This window comes from Paenibacillus sp. GM2FR (assembly GCF_002803325.1).
Taxonomy (GTDB): Bacteria; Bacillota; Bacilli; order Paenibacillales; family Paenibacillaceae; genus Paenibacillus_AQ; species Paenibacillus_AQ lautus.
In genome coordinates, this window is record NZ_MKZM01000010.1 from 455,545 (window position 1) to 473,259 (window position 17,715).

Annotated in this window: 16 protein-coding genes; 15 read left to right on the forward strand and 1 reads right to left on the reverse strand. The window is 49.3% G+C overall.

Annotated elements, in window-relative coordinates; translation table 11 throughout:
* Positions 1-45 precede the first annotated feature (45 nt).
* The 9 genes from PAEVO_RS27115 (at position 46) to PAEVO_RS27155 (ending at position 9,573) form a co-directional block, all read left to right on the forward strand.
* Positions 46-1,593: a sugar ABC transporter ATP-binding protein gene (locus PAEVO_RS27115; protein WP_243390950.1), complete on the forward strand. Its 1,548-nt coding sequence runs from the start codon at positions 46-48 to the stop codon at positions 1,591-1,593.
* Positions 1,590-2,585: an ABC transporter permease gene (locus tag PAEVO_RS27120; RefSeq protein ID WP_100540603.1), complete on the forward strand. Its 996-nt coding sequence runs from the start codon at positions 1,590-1,592 to the stop codon at positions 2,583-2,585. Before PAEVO_RS27115 ends, PAEVO_RS27120 begins: the two co-directional genes overlap by 4 nt.
* Positions 2,586-2,873: 288 nt before the next feature.
* Entirely contained in the window at positions 2,874-3,329 is a 456-nt protein-coding gene (locus PAEVO_RS27125; RefSeq protein WP_100540604.1) for an acyl-CoA thioesterase, read from the forward strand.
* Between the two features lie 50 nt (positions 3,330-3,379).
* Positions 3,380-4,378, forward strand: coding sequence for a Gfo/Idh/MocA family protein (locus tag PAEVO_RS27130; protein WP_100540605.1), 999 nt, complete (start codon positions 3,380-3,382; stop codon positions 4,376-4,378).
* A 128-nt stretch (positions 4,379-4,506) separates the two neighbouring features.
* On the forward strand, positions 4,507-5,583 hold the full coding sequence (gene desA, locus PAEVO_RS27135; protein ID WP_100540606.1) for a Delta(5) desaturase DesA: 1,077 nt from the start codon (positions 4,507-4,509) through the stop codon (positions 5,581-5,583).
* A gap of 98 nt (positions 5,584-5,681) precedes the next feature.
* Positions 5,682-6,815: a sensor histidine kinase gene (locus PAEVO_RS27140; protein WP_100540607.1), complete on the forward strand. Its 1,134-nt coding sequence runs from the start codon at positions 5,682-5,684 to the stop codon at positions 6,813-6,815.
* Positions 6,812-7,414, forward strand: a complete 603-nt coding sequence (locus tag PAEVO_RS27145; protein ID WP_100540608.1) for a response regulator transcription factor — start codon at positions 6,812-6,814, stop codon at positions 7,412-7,414. The genes PAEVO_RS27140 and PAEVO_RS27145 overlap by 4 nt, the downstream gene beginning before the upstream one ends.
* A 368-nt stretch (positions 7,415-7,782) precedes the next feature.
* The gene (locus PAEVO_RS27150; RefSeq protein ID WP_100540609.1) at positions 7,783-9,003 is read left to right on the forward strand and encodes a cation:proton antiporter; all 1,221 of its coding nucleotides are present in this window, start codon (positions 7,783-7,785) and stop codon (positions 9,001-9,003) included.
* 81 nt (positions 9,004-9,084) lie between these two features.
* Positions 9,085-9,573 (forward strand): cation:proton antiporter regulatory subunit, encoded by a 489-nt coding sequence (locus PAEVO_RS27155; RefSeq protein WP_071221197.1) that lies wholly within the window; start codon positions 9,085-9,087, stop codon positions 9,571-9,573.
* 181 nt (positions 9,574-9,754) lie between these two features.
* Here the strand turns inward: PAEVO_RS27155 and PAEVO_RS27160 are convergent, their stop codons facing one another.
* On the reverse strand, positions 9,755-10,501 hold the full coding sequence (locus PAEVO_RS27160; RefSeq protein ID WP_100540610.1) for a class I SAM-dependent methyltransferase: 747 nt from the start codon (positions 10,499-10,501) through the stop codon (positions 9,755-9,757).
* Positions 10,502-10,988: 487 nt separating this feature from the next.
* On the opposite strand from PAEVO_RS27160, the gene PAEVO_RS27165 reads away from it, so the two are divergent.
* The 6 genes from PAEVO_RS27165 (at position 10,989) to PAEVO_RS27190 (ending at position 17,689) form a co-directional block, all read left to right on the forward strand.
* Complete coding sequence (locus tag PAEVO_RS27165; RefSeq protein WP_100540611.1) at positions 10,989-12,173, forward strand: acyltransferase; 1,185 nt, start codon at positions 10,989-10,991, stop codon at positions 12,171-12,173.
* A 154-nt stretch (positions 12,174-12,327) separates the two neighbouring features.
* Positions 12,328-13,020: a response regulator transcription factor gene (locus PAEVO_RS27170; protein WP_100540612.1), complete on the forward strand. Its 693-nt coding sequence runs from the start codon at positions 12,328-12,330 to the stop codon at positions 13,018-13,020.
* A 21-nt stretch (positions 13,021-13,041) separates the two neighbouring features.
* Positions 13,042-14,259 (forward strand): sensor histidine kinase, encoded by a 1,218-nt coding sequence (locus PAEVO_RS27175; protein WP_100540613.1) that lies wholly within the window; start codon positions 13,042-13,044, stop codon positions 14,257-14,259.
* Between the two features lie 252 nt (positions 14,260-14,511).
* The gene (locus PAEVO_RS27180) at positions 14,512-14,832 is read left to right on the forward strand and encodes a hypothetical protein (protein ID WP_100540614.1); all 321 of its coding nucleotides are present in this window, start codon (positions 14,512-14,514) and stop codon (positions 14,830-14,832) included.
* Between the two features lie 186 nt (positions 14,833-15,018).
* A complete protein-coding gene (locus PAEVO_RS27185; protein ID WP_243390975.1) occupies positions 15,019-17,286 on the forward strand; it encodes an outer membrane protein assembly factor BamB family protein in 2,268 nt (755 codons plus the stop codon).
* 160 nt (positions 17,287-17,446) lie between these two features.
* Positions 17,447-17,689 (forward strand): hypothetical protein, encoded by a 243-nt coding sequence (locus PAEVO_RS27190; protein WP_243390951.1) that lies wholly within the window; start codon positions 17,447-17,449, stop codon positions 17,687-17,689.
* Positions 17,690-17,715: the final 26 nt, after the last annotated feature.

The following is a 17,715-nucleotide window of genomic DNA, read 5'->3' on the forward strand; positions in this document are numbered from 1 at the left end:
GGCGCCCTATCCTATTTGAAGGGAAGAATACACTTGCGAAGCGTGATGGAGCCAACAACTGCCGCCTCGACCCACTCGTCGAATACGGCACCCTTACTTCAAATGAAGCACATATCGATTTCTTTTCCGGGCGTTAAGGCGTTAACCGATGTGGATTTTCAGACGACCGCAGGAACGGCACATGCGTTGATCGGCGCGAATGGCGCAGGGAAATCTACATTGATGAAGATTCTGTCGGGAGCGTACAACCATTACGAGGGCGAGATCTGGATCGATGGGAGCAAGGCGGACATTCGTTCACCGAAGGAAGCGAAGGACCTGGGCATTCAGATCGTTTATCAAGAGGTGGATACGGCGCTCATTCCGAACCTGACGGTCGGGGAGAACATTATGCTTGACCGGACGGTTCACGATATGGGCAAACGGCACTTGGTCCGCTGGAAGGAGCTCCATCGGGAAGCCGAATCGATTCTTGCACGGATGAATATCCGGGTTCCCGGCAAGAAGCTGATTTCCGAGCTGACGCTGGCGGAGAAGCAGATGGTGCTGATCGCAAGAGCCGTTTCCAAGCAGTGCCGGATTCTGGTGCTGGATGAACCGACCGCGCCGCTCAGCCACAGCGAGACGGAGCAGCTGTTCAAGCTGGTGCGCAAGTTGAAGCAGGATGGGGTCGGCATTATTTTCATATCGCACCGGCTGCCGGAGCTGTATGAAATCTGCGATGATATTACGATCATGCGGGATGGTCGGCTGGTGAAGAGCGACCGCATTGCGAATATCGAACAGCCAAAAGTGGTGGAGTACATGCTGGGCTCCAAGATGGAGCAGCAGTTTCCCCATATTGAACGAGACATCGGCACCGTCTGGTTCGAGGTGAAGGACATGTTGGACCCAGGCAAAATCAACGGCGTTGACCTGCACATTCGCAAAGGGGAGATCGTCGGTCTGGCCGGACTGGTCGGGGCCGGGAAAACCGAGCTGTGCCGGGCGATATTCGGAGCATCCGACACATCAACCGGCGAGATCACGCTGAACGGAAATAAGCTCCGCATCCGCTCGCCGCACGATGCCGTTTCGCATGGCATTGCGCTGGTCCCTGAGGAACGCCGTCGTGAAGGCGTCTTCGTGGAAGAGCCGGTATCCGTCAATTTAACGGCTGCGGTGCTGTCCCGTTTTTCCAAGTGGGGATCCTGGCTTAGCTTCGGCAAGGAAAAGCAGGCGGCGAGGGAGATGATCGAGTCGCTCGGGATTAAGACGCCGAATGAGCGAGCCAAGGTGAGAAACCTGTCCGGGGGCAACCAGCAGAAGGTGGCGATCGGCAAGTGGCTGCTGGTTGACGCGGATGTGTATATTTTTGATGAACCGACCAAAGGGGTTGACGTTGGCGCGAAGAGGGACATTTTCCATCTGGTGGCCGAGCTGGCCAAGCGGGGGAAATGCGTGCTGTACGCCTCAAGCGAGCTGTCCGAAATCGTTGGCATCACGGATCGGGTGTATGTGATGTATGACGGCGGCATCACGAAGGAGCTAATTACGCAGTCATCCAACGAAGAGGAAATATTGCTTTATTGCACAGGAGGCGGGTTGACATGAATACAGCAAGACCTGTTAAGGAGAAGCCGGCAGCTAGTTTCGCTTTTGATTTTCTGTATAAATACGGCACGTTGATTACGGTATTCGTACTTATTCTGGTATTCGGGACCGTCGCCGACAACTTTTTGAATACAAGCAACATTATTAACATACTCCGTTCGATCTCGATCGTGACGATCATTGCTGTAGGGCTGACCGTATCGCTGGCCGTTGGCGGCTTTGACCTGTCTGTTGGCTCGACGGCTTCCCTGGCGAACGCGCTGGTCATTTCCATGTTTGTCTGGCACGGGCAAAATATCGGCATCGGCATTGGTCTCACGCTGCTGTTCTGTCTGGTCGTGGGATTGATCAACGCCTTCCTGGTCATCAATTTCAAAATTGATGATATGCTGATGACGTTGGCGACGATGTTTATCTTTCAGGGCGTTGCGCTCACGTATACCCGCGGCGCTACCATTTCCCAGAATATGATCCTGCCGAGCGGAGACTTTGCCACCGGTAAAATTCCGGCGGTGTTTGAGAAGATCGGGCAGGTGCCATGGATCATCATCATTATGGTGCTCGTGGTCCTCGTGGTCCATCTGTTTCTGACCTATACGAAACACGGGCGGTACATGTACATGATCGGGGGCAACCGCGAAGCCGCGGCATTATCCGGGATACCGGTGAGTAAATACCGACTGATCGCTTATCTGGTCTCAGCTTTGTTTGCCGCCATCGGCGGCATTATCCTCGGGGCTCGGGTTATGACGGCCGAAGTCAACTCCGGCGGACCTTATCTGATGGATGCCGTCGCTGCAACCTTTATCGGATACTCCGTATTCGGAGCGGGCAAGCCGAACGCGCTCGGAACCTTTGTTGGGGCAGTATTGATCGGTATATTGCAAAATGGTCTGATCATGCTGTCCGTGCCGTATTATGCGATGGATATCGTGAAGGGCGCCGTGCTGGCGTTGGCGCTTGCTTTAACCTACTATAAGAAGCGGCATTGATCGCCTGAGCTGCGCTTTTTTTAACCGAGCTTTGTTCCATTCATACTTATCGAGACCATCCCTCCAGTGATCCTGCTCCGGAGCGGGTGGTCTTTTTTCATGGCTAGCTGCATTTAGGCAAGCTATGAGAGAAGCGGATTTCAAGCCTTATTCTACGGGCGAATCCGACATTTTATCCATGATATGGTTATTTAGTTGACGGACTCAACTTGTATTCATTATCCTTGTATAAGACTGATTATAAATTGTACATACATTTGTCTCTTATAAAGAGAAAGGGGACTCATCATGAAAAAAACAACCTTCATACAACCGGATCCCAAGGCTTGGCTGGACACGTTTCACTTTGAAATTCCGATAAAGATAAGGTACTGCGAAACGGATATGCTGGGTCATGTCAATAACGTCAGTTATTTCATGTATTTTGAGCAGGGACGCATTGAGTATTTCGAGAACTTGGGATTGACCGAGGATCTGTTCAGCGACAAAAAGGTGTCGGTGGTTGCGGATCTGGAGTGCCAATATCTTGCTCAATTGTATCTGAAGGACGCACTTAAGCTTCATGTCCGGGTAGCTGAGATCGGACGCTCCTCCATGGACGTCCAGTATGCGATCGTGGTGGACGACGCCTTAAAGGCGGCCGGGCGTGGAACCATTGTGCTCATCGATACCGAATCCGGCAAGAGCACGCCGATTCCGGATTCGGCACGCGAGCGAATTTCAACGTTTGAAGGATGGATGTAACGAAAAGCGAAAGATCAATCACAATCAGATAAGAAGGGAAGGGATTAGGGATGAACATCCGTTTTGCCGTTATCGGCACAAACTGGATTACCGAGCGGTTTCTCCAAGCCGCTCTGGAGACGGAAGAATTTATTCTTGCTGCCGTATACTCCCGTACGGAAGAGAAGGGCAGGGCTTTCGCGGCCAAGTACGCGGATCCCAAAGTGTACACGGATCTTGTGACGATGCTGCAGGATGACGAGATTGACGCGGTGTACATAGCGAGTCCGAATTCCTATCACGTCGATCAGGCGATATTATGCATGAACCACGGGAAGCATGTCCTTTGCGAGAAGCCGATGGCTTCTAATGCAGTCGAAGTGTCCGCCATGATTGAAGCAGCGAAGAATAACAACGTTTTGCTAATGGAAGCGTTAAAGTCGACGCTGATGCCGAACTTCAAGACCGTCAGGGACAACCTGTACAAGCTGGGCCCAATTCGGCGTTATTTTGCAAGCTATTGCCAATATTCCTCCCGCTATGACGCGTTCAAGCAGGGGACGGTACTGAATGCGTTCAACCCTGAGTATTCCAACGGTTCACTCATGGATTTGGGGATTTATTGCCTGTACCCGATGGTCACTCTGTTCGGTAAACCGGATTCTGTCAAAGCTTCCGGCTATATGCTATCCTCCGGGGTTGATGGCGAGGGCAGCCTGTTGTTGTCCTATCCCGAGATGGATGCCGTGATCATGCACTCCAAGATCAGCGATTCCTATGCACCTGCCGAAATTCAGGGCGAGAACGGCACGATGATTATCGACAAGATCAATCAGCCTTATGATGTGAAGATCCATTATAGAGACGGCACCATTGAGAACGTCACCCAGCTGCAGACCCATGAATCGATGTATTATGAAGCCCGGGAATTTATCGATTTAATCCAATGCGGCGAACGGGAAAGTGCAATCAATACCCATGCCAACTCACTCATTACGGCTGAAATCATGGAGGAAGCCAGACGCCAGGTCGGACTGCGGTTTCCGGCCGATTCCCGGACCGATATATGATATTTGTCATACTCCCGAAATGACGTTTATGACTACGACACGCGTGACATCCTATCTATAATTAGATTAGACAAATGCGTGATAACTTCAGAATGTCTTTACGCTTTATTTCGAGGAGGAAGACAACTATGGCTAAACCCGATAACAAACTGTCCAGCTTGAAAAAGAACGTTGCCCCTTATGAAGAAATTGACACAAAGGCGAGTATAGGTCAGCTTTTCAATACACTGGTTCCCTTGATACTGCTATGGTATGCAGCCTATTTAAGCTTATCCGTATCGTACTGGCTTACCATTCCCATAGCGGTGATTGCTTCGGGGTTTGTTGTCCGGACGTTTATCATATTCCATGACTGCTGTCACGGATCTTTCTTTAAAAGCCGCAAAGCGAACAAAATTCTCGGTACGATTACAGGCGTTATTACTTTGTGTCCTTACGAACAATGGAAGAACACGCACGCGATTCATCACGCCACGAGCAGCAACCTCGATAAGCGGGGAATCGGCGATATGTGGGTATTGACCGTTGAAGAGTATGGGGAGGCTTCCTTTTGGCAGCGTCTATACTACCGGGTTTACCGTAATCCGATTGTGATGTTTGGACTGGGTCCTATTGCTATTTTTCTGATAACCTATCGTTTCAACCGTAAAGGCGCGAGACGCAAGGAGAAGATCAGTAACTATATAACGAATATTTCGATTGTTGCTCTGTATGCATTGCTGTGCTGGGCGATTGGATGGCAGGCATTCCTGCTCGTTCAAGCTCCTATATTCATGGTATCGGGGATGCTTGGCATTTGGTTGTTCTATGTACAGCATCAATTTGAAGAAACGTACTATGAGCATGATGAAGAGTGGAGTTATATCAATGCAGCCGTAGAAGGCAGCTCTTATTACAAACTTCCGAAGGTCCTGCAATGGATCACCGGCAACATCGGCTTCCATCACGTTCACCATCTTAGCCCGAAGGTTCCTAATTATAACCTGGAGAAGGCGCATGAAGCAGCTCCTCCGCTGCAAAAGGCAACGACAATTACGCTCAAGACCAGTTTGAAGTCTATTCGTTTCCGTCTGTGGGATGAAGAGAAAAAGGTGTTCGTCACGTTTAGGGAAGCCAAGAAGTCGCTCCGTAAACCGCAGGAATCGGTATTGGCGAAAGCCGAGAAGAGCCTGGCGAGCAGCAGACCTAGAGTGCAGGGCGAGTAATTCCGTTCGAGACGAGATTATAATAGAAATGAATAAGAATACGGGTCCGTTATGTAGAAATGAGGACAAAAGCTTGAACCGACAGAAGGTGGGACTCCATGCAGAAATGGTATCAGATATTTCATAAAAGTACGGGGCTGAGCCCTTATGTATGGGTCGTCTTCTACATCCTTCCGTTTTATTTCATCTTTCGTTCGACCTCTACCTACCAGGTTGTCTTCGGAACACTGATGATTGTGATGTTCTTCGCCTTCTATGTGCTTTCATTTCTGGCCAAAGGCTGGCTCGTCTACTTCTGGACGAGTCTGCAAATTTTAATATCGATAACGATGTCATTGGTATTCGGGTATATCTATTTCTCGTTGTTCCTCGCATTTTTCATCGGGAACATCAAGAATAAAGCCGGGTTTATCACGCTGTACTCCATCCATCTGGTCACGACCATCATTACGGTCAATTATGGATTGTTAACGCGGAATCCGTTCTTTATCACGCAGCTCCCATTTATGCTTGTCAGTGTAGTCGGGGTGATTCTGCTGCCCGTGACGAACTATAACCGGAATAAGAATGATCAGCTGCAGGGTCAGCTGGAGGATGCCAACAAACGGATTTCGGAACTAGTGAAGCTGGAGGAACGTCAGCGGATAGCCCGCGATTTGCATGATACACTCGGACAGAAGCTGTCTCTCATCGGCCTCAAAAGTGATTTGGCCGGTAAATTGATGACGCAAGATACGGAAAGAGCTCAGGCCGAGATCAACGATGTGCGCCAGACGGCCAGAACGGCACTCCAGGAAGTGCGTGAGATGGTGACACGGATGCGGGGGACCCGGCTCACGGATGAAATTTTCCGCATTCAGCAAATTCTAAAGGCTGCCCAGATTGAATTGAACTTTGAGGGAACGTTGGAGCCGGAAAATCTGTCGTTAATGAATGAAAATGTGATCAGCATGTGCCTGAAAGAGGCCGTGAATAACATAGTGAAACATAGCAATGCTACGGCGTGCTCCATTGTGATCGAATCCACGGAAACAGATCTGGTTGCGAGGGTGAAGGACAATGGAACAGGGTTCGTGACCGATGCGAGAAACCGCGGAAATGGACTGCGGGGAATGAGAGAGCGGCTTGAATTCGTAAACGGAAGCATGGAGCTCACTTCCGGCGAGGGGACTACGCTGGTCCTTCGTGTACCTAATGTGCTCAGAATGCCGGATAAGGAGGCGGGAATATGATCCGAATTGTCATAGCCGAAGATCAGCGATTGCTGCTTGGAGCCCTGGCCTCACTGCTTGATCTGGAAGAAGATATGCAAGTGGTCGGGACGGCAGGGAACGGGAAGGATGCCGTACAGCTTGTCAAACTTCATAAACCGGATATCTGTATCATGGATATTGAGATGCCGATGATGAACGGACTTGAGGCTGCCGAAGCATTAAAGGGCTTTGGCTGCAAGGTAATGATCTTGACGACCTTTGCCCGGCCGGGGTATTTCGAGCGTGCCGTGAAGGCCGGCGCCAACGCCTACCTGCTTAAGGACAGCCCAAGCGAGGAACTGGCTGCATCCATTCGGAGCATTATGGCAGGCAGACGAATATACGCCTCCGAGCTGGTGGATGAAGCGTATTCCGGTGAAGAGAATCCGCTGACGGAGCGGGAAAAGGAAGTGCTGGGCCTGATAGCGGACGGCAAGAATACGAAGGAAATTGCCAACCAGCTGTTTATTACGACAGGTACCGTGCGGAATTATATTTCCGTTATTCTTGATAAGCTTGGCGTCAGCAACCGGATCGAAGCGATCACGCGTTTTAAAGAAAAAGGTTGGTTTAAATAATCATTTGAAAATAGCCGGAAGCCCCGTGGTTGCAGCCACCGGGCTTCTTTTTCGTGTGAAATAAGAGAAAGGTGATAGTCCAGAAGGCCGTTTGATTCGCGCAATATATGGATTTTTTTACCTGGTATTGTATTCATTATAATGCATAAATATTCATCTTCTTTCGTGTGGTAAAGAATTTGGATATAATTTATATTTTTTGGAAACCATAAAATCGATAATAAAATTAAGCCTGTACTTCATGTGTATAATTTAGCATGCAATGGGTGTTCAAACAAGAATATTGCCGTTGCTTTGTAAATGTATGCATTTTTATGTATAATAGAAATGATTGCCAGAAGTCAAATTTGAGGAGGAGGAGGTCTTCTATGGACCATATGATGTTTGAGGTTGGAACTGCTCTGATTCTGGTTGCTATAGCCTCCATAATTGCAGGAAAGCTCAAGTTCTCGATTATACCGTTCTTGATTGTACTCGGGATGCTTGTAGGTCCGCATGCACCAACGATAGGAATTCTAGACTTTAAATTTATTGAGAGCCAGGGAATCATAGATTTTCTGGGACAGATCGGTATTCTATTCCTGCTCTTTTACCTTGGTCTTGAATTCTCCGTTCAGAAATTAATCAAGTCCGGGCGAAACATCGTGGTAGGCGGAACCGTATATGTCATATTGAACTTTGCCCTGGGCCTGGCTTACGGATTTGTGATCAACATGCCGCTGTACGAGACGTTAATCATAGCAGGGATGTTGTCAGTTTCCTCTACTGCGATTGTGGCCAAAGTACTGGTGGATCTGCGGCGCACCGGTAATGCGGAGACGGAGCTAATACTCGGCATGATTTTGTTCGATGATATATTCCTTGCGGTGTTCTTATCGATTATGTCCGGACTGCTGTTGGGCGGGGCCACATCGGTAGGGGCAACGATTATCTCCGTGTGTATATCCATTGGTTATATGCTGTTGTTCTTTGTTATTGCGAGAAAAGGTCCACCTATACTTAACAAATTGCTGAATATAACGTCCAGCGAAATTTTCATTATCGTTGTTTTCTCATCGATGTTCTTTATTGCTGGATTTTCTGAGACGCTGCACGTAGCTGAAGCGATTGGCGCGCTGCTGTTCGGACTAGCCTTATCCGAGACGGATCATAGCGAACGGATCGAACAGCTGGTCATTCCTTTCCGTGATTTCTTTGGCGCGATCTTCTTCTTCAGCTTCGGTCTCGGCATCGACCCGACCACGCTGGGGAATGCGTTATGGCTGGCACTCGGTGCTGTGGGACTGACCATTATTGGTAATCTTGTAGCAGGCATGATCGCGGGACGCAAGGCCGGACTGTCGCATAAGTCGTCGCTTAACATCGGATTGACTATCATGGCACGCGGGGAGTTTACGATCATCGTTGCGAATCTGGGACTCGCTGGCGGACTGTCCGCCGTGCTGAAACCATTCTCGGCGCTTTATGTTCTGATTCTTGCGATCCTCGGGCCTCTTCTAGCCAAGGAATCAAAACGTGTCTACCGTGGAGTGAATAAAATATTCAAATGGAGCGAACCTGTGGAGAAAGTAAAAAAAAGGAAAGTGTAAGGATGCCGGGATGATTTACTTTCTTCCAACTAATCTATATAATCTAGAGATTGAATTAACCCCAGAACGGAGGATTTTCACATGAGTATTATTCGCGAATCTGATCTGCCGGGTATCGGGAAGAAGTTCCTTATTCAGGCGAGATCAGGGGATAAGCTGGTTATTGTTATTCATGACGATGGCCGTAGAGAGCTGTACCATTTTGAAGATGACGATCCTGAGGAGACCATCTCCCAGATTACATTAGAGGATGATGAGGCTAGACAAATCGCCGGCATCATCGGAGGCATGACGTATAAGCCGAAAGCGCTGGAGACCATCGAGGTGACACTTGAAGACCTGATCATCGAATGGGCTCGCATCGAGCCGCATTACAAATGCGTGGGACAATCCATTGCAGGGCTTCAGGTTCGTCAACGTACAGGTGCTAATGTATTAGCGATTGTGAACAAGAAAGAGCAGAAAATCAATCCGGGTCCGGACGACATCCTGACAGCGGGATCGACGCTGGTACTAGCGGGCGAACGTAAGCAGATCAAGCAGCTGAAAGAACTGCTGGTCAACGGTTAATAGCGCTCCTTGGTCGATGAGATGATAACCATACCGAAAGCAAGCTCCTCCTTTTGCGAGGGACTTGCTTTTTTATGTGCTGGGAAACCTCTCTAAAAAAAGCGCCAAGGGCTTCGACCCTTGTGCGCTTTTTCTGTTTACCAGCGGAATGCTGCGGGTTATGGATTTCCAGAGGAGCCGGTTATTTCCGTGCCACTATCATAAACCGTGCGGAATTCGTTCGGATTCCGCGATCTGTGCGATGGTCTCTGATGAACTGCTGCAGGATGCGAAAATCCGATTCCTCCTGTCCAAACCCGGGGATGATGGGCGTGTGCTTGAGCAGAAAGATGAGATCCTCTTCACGCTCATAGTATTCGACCGCATCGTACTCGGCATATTGGATATCGCGGAACCCGGCAAGCCGAAGTTCCTTCATATATTGATCCTTTAAGGCACCGTCTTCACGGGAGGATTGTCCTCTGCCAAAGGCTTGAGCCAGATTGGCTTTATCACATTCGCGAACCTGCTGTGTCAAAAACACGCCATCCTCTGCTAATACTCTTGCCGCCTCTGATGCACGGAAAGGGGAGTGTCTGCATGAGATCAAATTGAAAAACGCCTCCGGGAATTGAAGCGCCTCTGCATCCATCTGCATAAAGCGTACATTGGAAGCCGATACGTTCCGTTCATTCCGCCGGGCTGTCTCGATCATCGCATGCGAAAGATCGATTCCAACCAGCGATGCTGCTTTGTCAGCGATGGATAACAAGCTTTCTCCGCCGCCCGTTCCGATATCGAGCACAACGTCGGATGGTTGGCATAATTTGCCGACCTGATCGTAAAAATCCCACTTTACACCTTCCGAGATACATCGGACCTGGCTGAAGTCCCACCCGTTTGAGGCTCCTACGATATCATAAAACTGCTTGTATTCCTGTGAATTCATTTATATTGTCCACCTTCCACATTAGATAAAATGGGATGCTGTAAACAGATTGACCCTCATTCGTTCGAAGCCAAAATGGCGACGAGTTATAACTTGGACATGGCCCGGTCCTCTATGAACCCGAGCCTAGCTACTTCGAATGATACGGATCAAGTGCAACATCCAATTCCCCCCAATTCGGAAAAGATTATTATTTTTAAGAGATAAGAAAGTATAAACTTCAGAGGCTTACCATCCTTATCTCGCAAGAAAAACTTCCGCTATACGCGGTTTGTCTTCTGAGAAAGTACGTCGATAGATGTTTTTCTTATTGTAAGTCCAAGGATTCTTTATGATCAAGGAGAATTTTATTAGGAGGAAGGACCATAATCTTAAGCAAATGATAAGAATTTGGAAGTATGGCGTTAAGAACTGTCTACTATACTAGATGAATCTGTTTCGCGAAGAACGAGAATAATCGGATTTTAAAAGATGAGAGGGTACTGCCATGAACAAAATAAACGCTTTACCAAGGGAACGTCTTCCCGAGCTGCAATTGGTACGCGCATTCGCCATCATCGGCGTGCTGTCCGTTCACTCCACATCGTATGCCGTATCTGCGATGACGGACTCCAAATACTTTTTTTTGTACAATTTCATGAACATCTTCATGAAATACGGAACGCCGACATTTATATTTTTGAGCAGTCTGGTACTCTTCTATAATTACTATGACCGTCCCACGACAAAGAAGCTGATCGGCGGATTTTACAAAAAAAGACTGCTGTATATTATCATTCCGTATACGCTGTTCTCCGTGTTCTACTTCGCACTCCTGCACTATTTATATTATCAGGGCAGGCCGTTCGGCGAGACGATGGAGAGCTTTGTTCAAAAGCTGTTGACTGGCAAAGCGTACACGCATCTATATTTCGTATTTATCAGCATTCAGTTTTATGTGCTGTTTCCGCTTGTATTGTGGCTGTTCAAGAAGGTCCCCCAGCTTGCAAAATGGGCGATACCGATTGGACTGGTGATCCAGTGGACGTTTATACTGATGAATAAGTACTACTGGCAGGTACCGAATAAAGGGAGCTGGGCATTGTCCTACATTGCCTATTTCATGCTGGGCGCCTTTATCGGCATCTATTACCCGAAACTGAAGGCCTGGCTTGTGATCAGCCGTGCCAACGCACAGCCTTACCGCATCGCTGCTTGGACGATGCTGTGGATGGCATGGGCCGCTGCCGGTCTCGGCCATGTTTACATTTATTACAACAACCGCCTTCACGGAACCGGATATAATTCAACGCTGTATGAGCTGCTGTGGAATATGCATACTTACTTTGGGACGCTTGTCCTGCTCCAGTTCGCCATTTTGTTCTACCGGGCCGGAGTACGCGGATGGACGCCGGCGCTGGAGAGACTGGGGGCCGTGTCCTTCGGGATTTATCTTATTCATCCATTCTTTCTGCTCGTCTACCGTCAATTCCCGCTAACCACGGGGAACTCGATGCTGACCCATCTATGGTATGCAGGCGGTTTTGCGGCAGCCTTAGGATGTTCATGGATCGTCGTGGAATTGACGGTTCGATATATACCGGGTTCATGGGTGATATTCGGTAATATTCCGAAGGCGAAGAGATCGGTTAAACCAACCGATACGCCGGCTGTGCCGCTTTCCGGTTCATAGTCTATGGCGATAGCCAACAAGGATGTATACCTGACGAGGGCATGGCCGTGGCGAAGAAAAACCAAAACAGCAGCAACGCACAGTCTGCACATCCATGGTGCAAGACGACGTAAAAAGCGTTATGCTGACTGCCGCTTTTAATCAAGGAGGAGCCATGTCTGGAGTTACGATATTGATGGTTGATGATGAAACCGAAATTTTGAAACTGATGGAGATTTACGTCAGGAATGAGGGCTATACGCTCCTCACCGCATCTTATGGCCTGGAAGCGCTGGAGATTCTAAAAAAACATAAAGTGGATTTGATCATCCTCGATGTCATGATGCCGAAGATGGATGGCATTGAGGCATGCATGAGAATCCGGGAGGAGAACAACACGCCGATCATTATGCTGTCCGCCAAGAGTCAGGAGATTGACAAGATCGCCGGGCTCAGCATCGGCGCGGATGATTATGTGACCAAGCCGTTCAGCCCGCTGGAATTGATCGCTAGGATCAAATCACAGCTCCGCCGATACAAACAGCTGAACAGCAGCTCGGTGAGGGATGAGAACGAAATTCAGATTGATGAGCTGATTATAAATGTCGCTTCCCACCGGGTAACGGTGGCAGGCGTTGAGATTAAGCTGACGCCGCGCGAATTTGACCTGCTGCATATGCTGGCCATCAATCGCGGACTCGTGCTTAGCATGGACAAGATTTATACCGAGGTGTGGAATGAACCGTTCATGGAATCGAAAAATACGGTCATGGTACATATTCGCAAGCTGCGCGAGAAGATCGAGAAGGATCCGCAGCAGCCGGAATATATTAAGACAGTGTGGGGGATCGGCTACAAAATAGAGTAAACTTAAGCAGAGGTGACTAACTTGAAAGTAATGAAGCTTCATAGCATCCGCCTGAAGATGCTGCTTATGCTGCTTACCAGCATCGGCATCACGGCAGCCCTGCTTATCATACTCTATGCGTTAAGTACGCTGATACTCTCTATTCCGGCAATCAAGCCGCCGCTAGTCTGGATCATTAACCATATTGGCTCGGATCCGGTTATGCTGGTTGCGGGCATCCTTCTCTTTTTTGTCAGCTATTATATGAGCACGAAGTGGTTTGTCCTTGATCTGCAGAAAATCCAGACCGGTCTTCAGGACATCACGGCGGGACGATTCGATTCCAGAATCGAGCTCAAATCCCAAGACGAATTAGGCGTCGTCGCTTCCAGCATAAACCGCATGACCGAACAGTTGAACGTTTATCTGGAGGAAATCAGGAACGGGCTTCGCGAGATTGCCAAGGGGAATTTCGACACCGACATCCCGGTTCAGTCAGGCAGCCAGTTGGGTGAGGTGGCTGAGAGCATCAACCAGATGAGCAGGCAGCTTCACCAATCCATTCTGGAGGAGCGCAACGCGGAGAAAACAAAGAATGATCTGATTACGGGAGTTTCCCATGACTTGCGGACGCCGCTTACATCGATACTGGGTTTTCTGGAGGTGATCGAGGAAGACCGGTACCAGGATGAAGTGGAGCTGCGATATTACGTGAATATCGCTTATGAGAAAGCGCAAAATCTGAAGAAGCTGATTGATGATTTATTCGAGTACACACGGATTAATAACGGGCTTCCGCTGGATATCCGGGAGATCGATATGGCTCAGTTCATGAGACAGCTGATCGAGGAATTCGTTCCCGCCCTGGAGAAATCCGGGATGGAATGCAAGCTTGCGGCAGAGGAAGACCTCGTTATTCGGGCAGACGGCGCCCAGCTCGTCCGGGCTTACGAGAATTTGATAACCAATGCGATCCGTTACGGTGAGTCGGGCAAAAGGATCGACATCGCCGTCCGCAGCGATGGCAATCAGGTGAGCATCAGCTTCACCAACTATGGCGATCCGATTCCCGAGCGGGATTTGCCGTTCATCTTTGACCGCTTCTACCGTGTGGAGGCTTCCCGTTCGAAGCAGACAGGGGGCACCGGCTTGGGATTGGCCATTACGAAGAGCATTGTCGAAGTCCAGGGCGGCGAAATCCGGGTGCGGAGCGATCGGCAGAGGACGATTTTTGAAACCCGATTTCCTAAAGTCGTATAGTGGCTGCTTCTTCAAGTTTGCCGCGCGGTGGTTTTTCTACCTTTGCATAGCAGCAGAGGATATCCAAGCGAACGCTCCCTCGAAGGGGGCGTTTTTTTATATGATTCTAAGACGGAAGTCCCGCCTGCTTCTGCGTGGTCCATATGGAATTGTTCAGCTTTATTTAAGCATTCGTTAAGAACTTGGACCATGGATTGATAAGATGTGTTCCTTATACTTTCCTTTAGGAACGTACATAAGGAGGCAGTCGGGATGGAATCCATACAACATGTGAAACGGAGCATTAGGATTACGATGGCATGGCCGGCAATCATTGTGATGGTTGGTGTCATATTGCTATCGGGATGCGCAGAGCTCAAGATGTCCGTCGAAGATCCGCGGATTGAGAATCGATCCATTGGCGGGACGGCAACAGCAATCCATAGAAGCACGTCGATGGCTCCAGCATCCTTTCTGGGGGAGTTATGGGGGGAAATAGCAAACGGGGTGACAAACCGCACCAGAAAAATGACAGGCAGGCAAACGGAGGGCCATACCCTATCCGAAGCAAGTTGGCGTATGGAGGTTCGATAATACAGGGAAGACGGCTGATTGTGAAGTTGTAGCAGAAATTATTTTAACGAGAACTTTTCGTGAATGTAGACGACCATAAAGAGATTTAGGATAGGCTCCTTTCCTGGAAGGGAGTTTTTTTGTTTTGATTTTGGAACAGATTGCCTTATAATAGCGTTTACATTATATATGCTTGTATGGGAGAGGATGGTTTCTGTGAGTTTACGCGTATCGATCCGAAAGCGACTATTTATCGGAATAACGGCAGCCGTCTGTATTTCACTTGTTGGGATTCCGGCTCAGCAGACGCAGGAGAGCGCTCGTACCGTATTCGCCGATGCTGCCGGAGCCGGGGGCTTTACATCCGGTCAACGCGTCATGCTTCAGCAAAAGGCAGCTTTTTTCCCTAATGCGCTTAATAAGAACAGCAATCCGACAAATCTCAAGGTCAGTTATTATGGGGCCAAGGGAGAATCGCTCCGACTTCACTCCGTGAAGGGGGAAATGGCGTTAATCAAATCCGATTCCCGGGGAGACCTGTGGCTCCCGACATGGTATGTTTCCAAGGAAGCTGCCCAAGTGAAACCAATTTCCCCGCTCTCGCTTCAACTGCGCAGCAGCGGCAGTATATATCTTGCTCCCGGAAGCACAGTGAAATGGCCGATATCCCAAACCGGAACGTCACTCATCGCCGTAGCCCAGTGGAAGGACTGGTACGGCGTCATGATTAGTCCTGCCAAGTGGAAGGAAGATTACCGGATCTACCGTTCGGCCATGATGTGGGTACGGGGCAAGGACACGACCGCCAAGAAGGCGATGCCTGACGGGCTTCTCGATGGAAATTCGGAAGTAACGACCGATGCGGTACGCAACTTGACGGAGTTTCTTTTCAAGAAAGGCACCCCTTCTTCTTATGTGAAAAAGCTGCTTGGCGAACCGCAGGCGAGGGAGACATCGCGGAATCAGGAGATGAGCTCCAATAAACCGATGATACTCGGGGAGACCTGGAGATATGAGCAGCGGGATGCCCATTATACCGTGACGTTCTCTCCGTCCGGAAAGCTGACGGCCAGCGAATGGACGATTCCGGGGACCGATTCCTTTGAGCGGAGTTACAGTCCTGGCGATGATTACGAGTTTACCTATCGTTTTGCCGCCGTACCGCCGCTGAAGTCTCTAGAAGCCGAGCCCGACTGGCGAAATCAGGGCAATCTGAATTTCACCTTCCTGCTTGAGGCAAACGACGAGGTTTTGCTCCTCAAGGGGGATGATGGTGGATATAGCGGAATGCATGATAACTCTTCCTTGTATGCGATAGACCGCGGCAACGGTAAGAAGCTGTGGCAGGAGGATGCGGGATTTGGCTGGTATACGGCTGTCACGGACAAGGAGCGGGAGCATGTTACCCTGTACTCGGCTTATAACCCGGAGGTTAAGGATTATGTAGCCCGCGTGCGGCATATCCGGTTGTCGGATGGACAAGTGTTATGGGAGGTTAAGCCGAAGCATGAATTTGGCCTGACGATGACGGCTGCAGCCGATACGATTATTCTGGATGAAGCTTTGAACATGAACGAAACCAAAAGCGTGCTAAGTGTGCTGGATCAGGAAACCGGAAAGCTGCGTTGGAAAAAAACGTTGTCCGGTGAACATCGCCTGTTGAACCAAGGCACGGATGATCCGTACGTGCTCATCGAGCAGAACGGACAGCTTACCGCTTACGATCCCGTAACCGGCAAAGCGGCATGGGATATTAAAGTCGGGAACAAGTTCATGGACGATCCGTCCCGAGATCCCTATTTTACCGGAGGCTACCGCTACGATCCGGTATCTCCTGCGGATATGACCACAAGATGGGTTCTGCTTGGCAAGGAATGGGTTCTGCTCCATACGGAAACCGGCGAGCGCAAAAGCGTATATCCAGCACGTGAGATGGAACGGTTCGAGGTGCTGAATGAGCGGTATCTATTGGTGCAGCGTGCACTGAATGGGGAGTATTTCAGCGGGGCTACCGCTTACGAAAGCGTATTGTATGACAGCCTGGAAGATAAGGAATTATGGACCGTGAAAGGCAAGGCCGCCCGCGGCGTCATCGAGGGGGAGCGAGTCTATCTTACCTTGAACGGCATTCCGGCAGCTGTAGATAAAGAGAGCGGCAGCATTATATGGAAGATGGAGACTACTGCCAAAGCCAGTGACGATCTGTCCCATTTGGTCGGCAGCAGCTATGGAATCCTGGATCAGTACCTGCTTCTGAGTTGGGGAAGCGATCTTGTGGTGTTGAACAAGGAGGACGGCAGAAGCTTGGGAAGATTGCATAACGTGATCACCGGAAACGTCGATTTGCGAGAGTTATATGCCAGAAACGGTGCGCTGAACGTAACGGATCATGAAGTGCTCGTCGGTACGGTGAATGGAGCCTTTATTCGCTATGATACGCAAAGATTGAAGGAACGCCTGGATGAGCTGTTATAGCCTGGCTTTTATCGATAGATGATGAGACCGTATGGATGATGCCGCAAGGGAGGAAGACTTATGGGCAAGAGGCTTAAGATAACAGGGATTCCGGTCATCAGCCTATTGTTGATCCTGTGCATGGGCTGCGGCAGTAAACCGTCGGCCAGTTATGCGTCTTTTGTTAAAGTACAATGATGAAGAGTATATAGGAAAAGGCATCGAGGGTGCGGAGGCTTTTGCAGAGGCGAATTTGACCTTGGCAGGCACCATCCAGAAGCAGCTCGAGCCGGACCAATATCCGGATACGCATTTATCATCGAATGAACTGCTGGTAGGCACGGAAATCTACGTAGTGGATGATGATATGTTGGTGGCTTTGCAGGAAGATCGAAGATTCAAGGTGTTTGAACGCATGGAATAAGTGGATGATGAACGATAAGCGTCCCT

Bases quoted from the DNA above. Each gene is read 5' to 3' on its own strand.
- PAEVO_RS27115 (WP_243390950.1), top strand. From the start codon at position 46: ATGGAGCCAACAACTGCCGCCTCGACCCACTCGTCGAATACGGCACCC.
- PAEVO_RS27120 (WP_100540603.1), top strand. From the start codon at position 1,590: ATGAATACAGCAAGACCTGTTAAGGAGAAGCCGGCAGCTAGTTTCGCT.
- PAEVO_RS27125 (WP_100540604.1), top strand. From the start codon at position 2,874: ATGAAAAAAACAACCTTCATACAACCGGATCCCAAGGCTTGGCTGGAC.
- PAEVO_RS27130 (WP_100540605.1), top strand. From the start codon at position 3,380: ATGAACATCCGTTTTGCCGTTATCGGCACAAACTGGATTACCGAGCGG.
- desA (WP_100540606.1), top strand. From the start codon at position 4,507: ATGGCTAAACCCGATAACAAACTGTCCAGCTTGAAAAAGAACGTTGCC.
- PAEVO_RS27140 (WP_100540607.1), top strand. From the start codon at position 5,682: ATGCAGAAATGGTATCAGATATTTCATAAAAGTACGGGGCTGAGCCCT.
- PAEVO_RS27145 (WP_100540608.1), top strand. From the start codon at position 6,812: ATGATCCGAATTGTCATAGCCGAAGATCAGCGATTGCTGCTTGGAGCC.
- PAEVO_RS27150 (WP_100540609.1), top strand. From the start codon at position 7,783: ATGGACCATATGATGTTTGAGGTTGGAACTGCTCTGATTCTGGTTGCT.
- PAEVO_RS27155 (WP_071221197.1), top strand. From the start codon at position 9,085: ATGAGTATTATTCGCGAATCTGATCTGCCGGGTATCGGGAAGAAGTTC.
- PAEVO_RS27160 (WP_100540610.1), bottom strand. From the start codon at position 10,501: ATGAATTCACAGGAATACAAGCAGTTTTATGATATCGTAGGAGCCTCA.
- PAEVO_RS27165 (WP_100540611.1), top strand. From the start codon at position 10,989: ATGAACAAAATAAACGCTTTACCAAGGGAACGTCTTCCCGAGCTGCAA.
- PAEVO_RS27170 (WP_100540612.1), top strand. From the start codon at position 12,328: ATGTCTGGAGTTACGATATTGATGGTTGATGATGAAACCGAAATTTTG.
- PAEVO_RS27180 (WP_100540614.1), top strand. From the start codon at position 14,512: ATGGAATCCATACAACATGTGAAACGGAGCATTAGGATTACGATGGCA.
- PAEVO_RS27185 (WP_243390975.1), top strand. From the start codon at position 15,019: ATGGTTTCTGTGAGTTTACGCGTATCGATCCGAAAGCGACTATTTATC.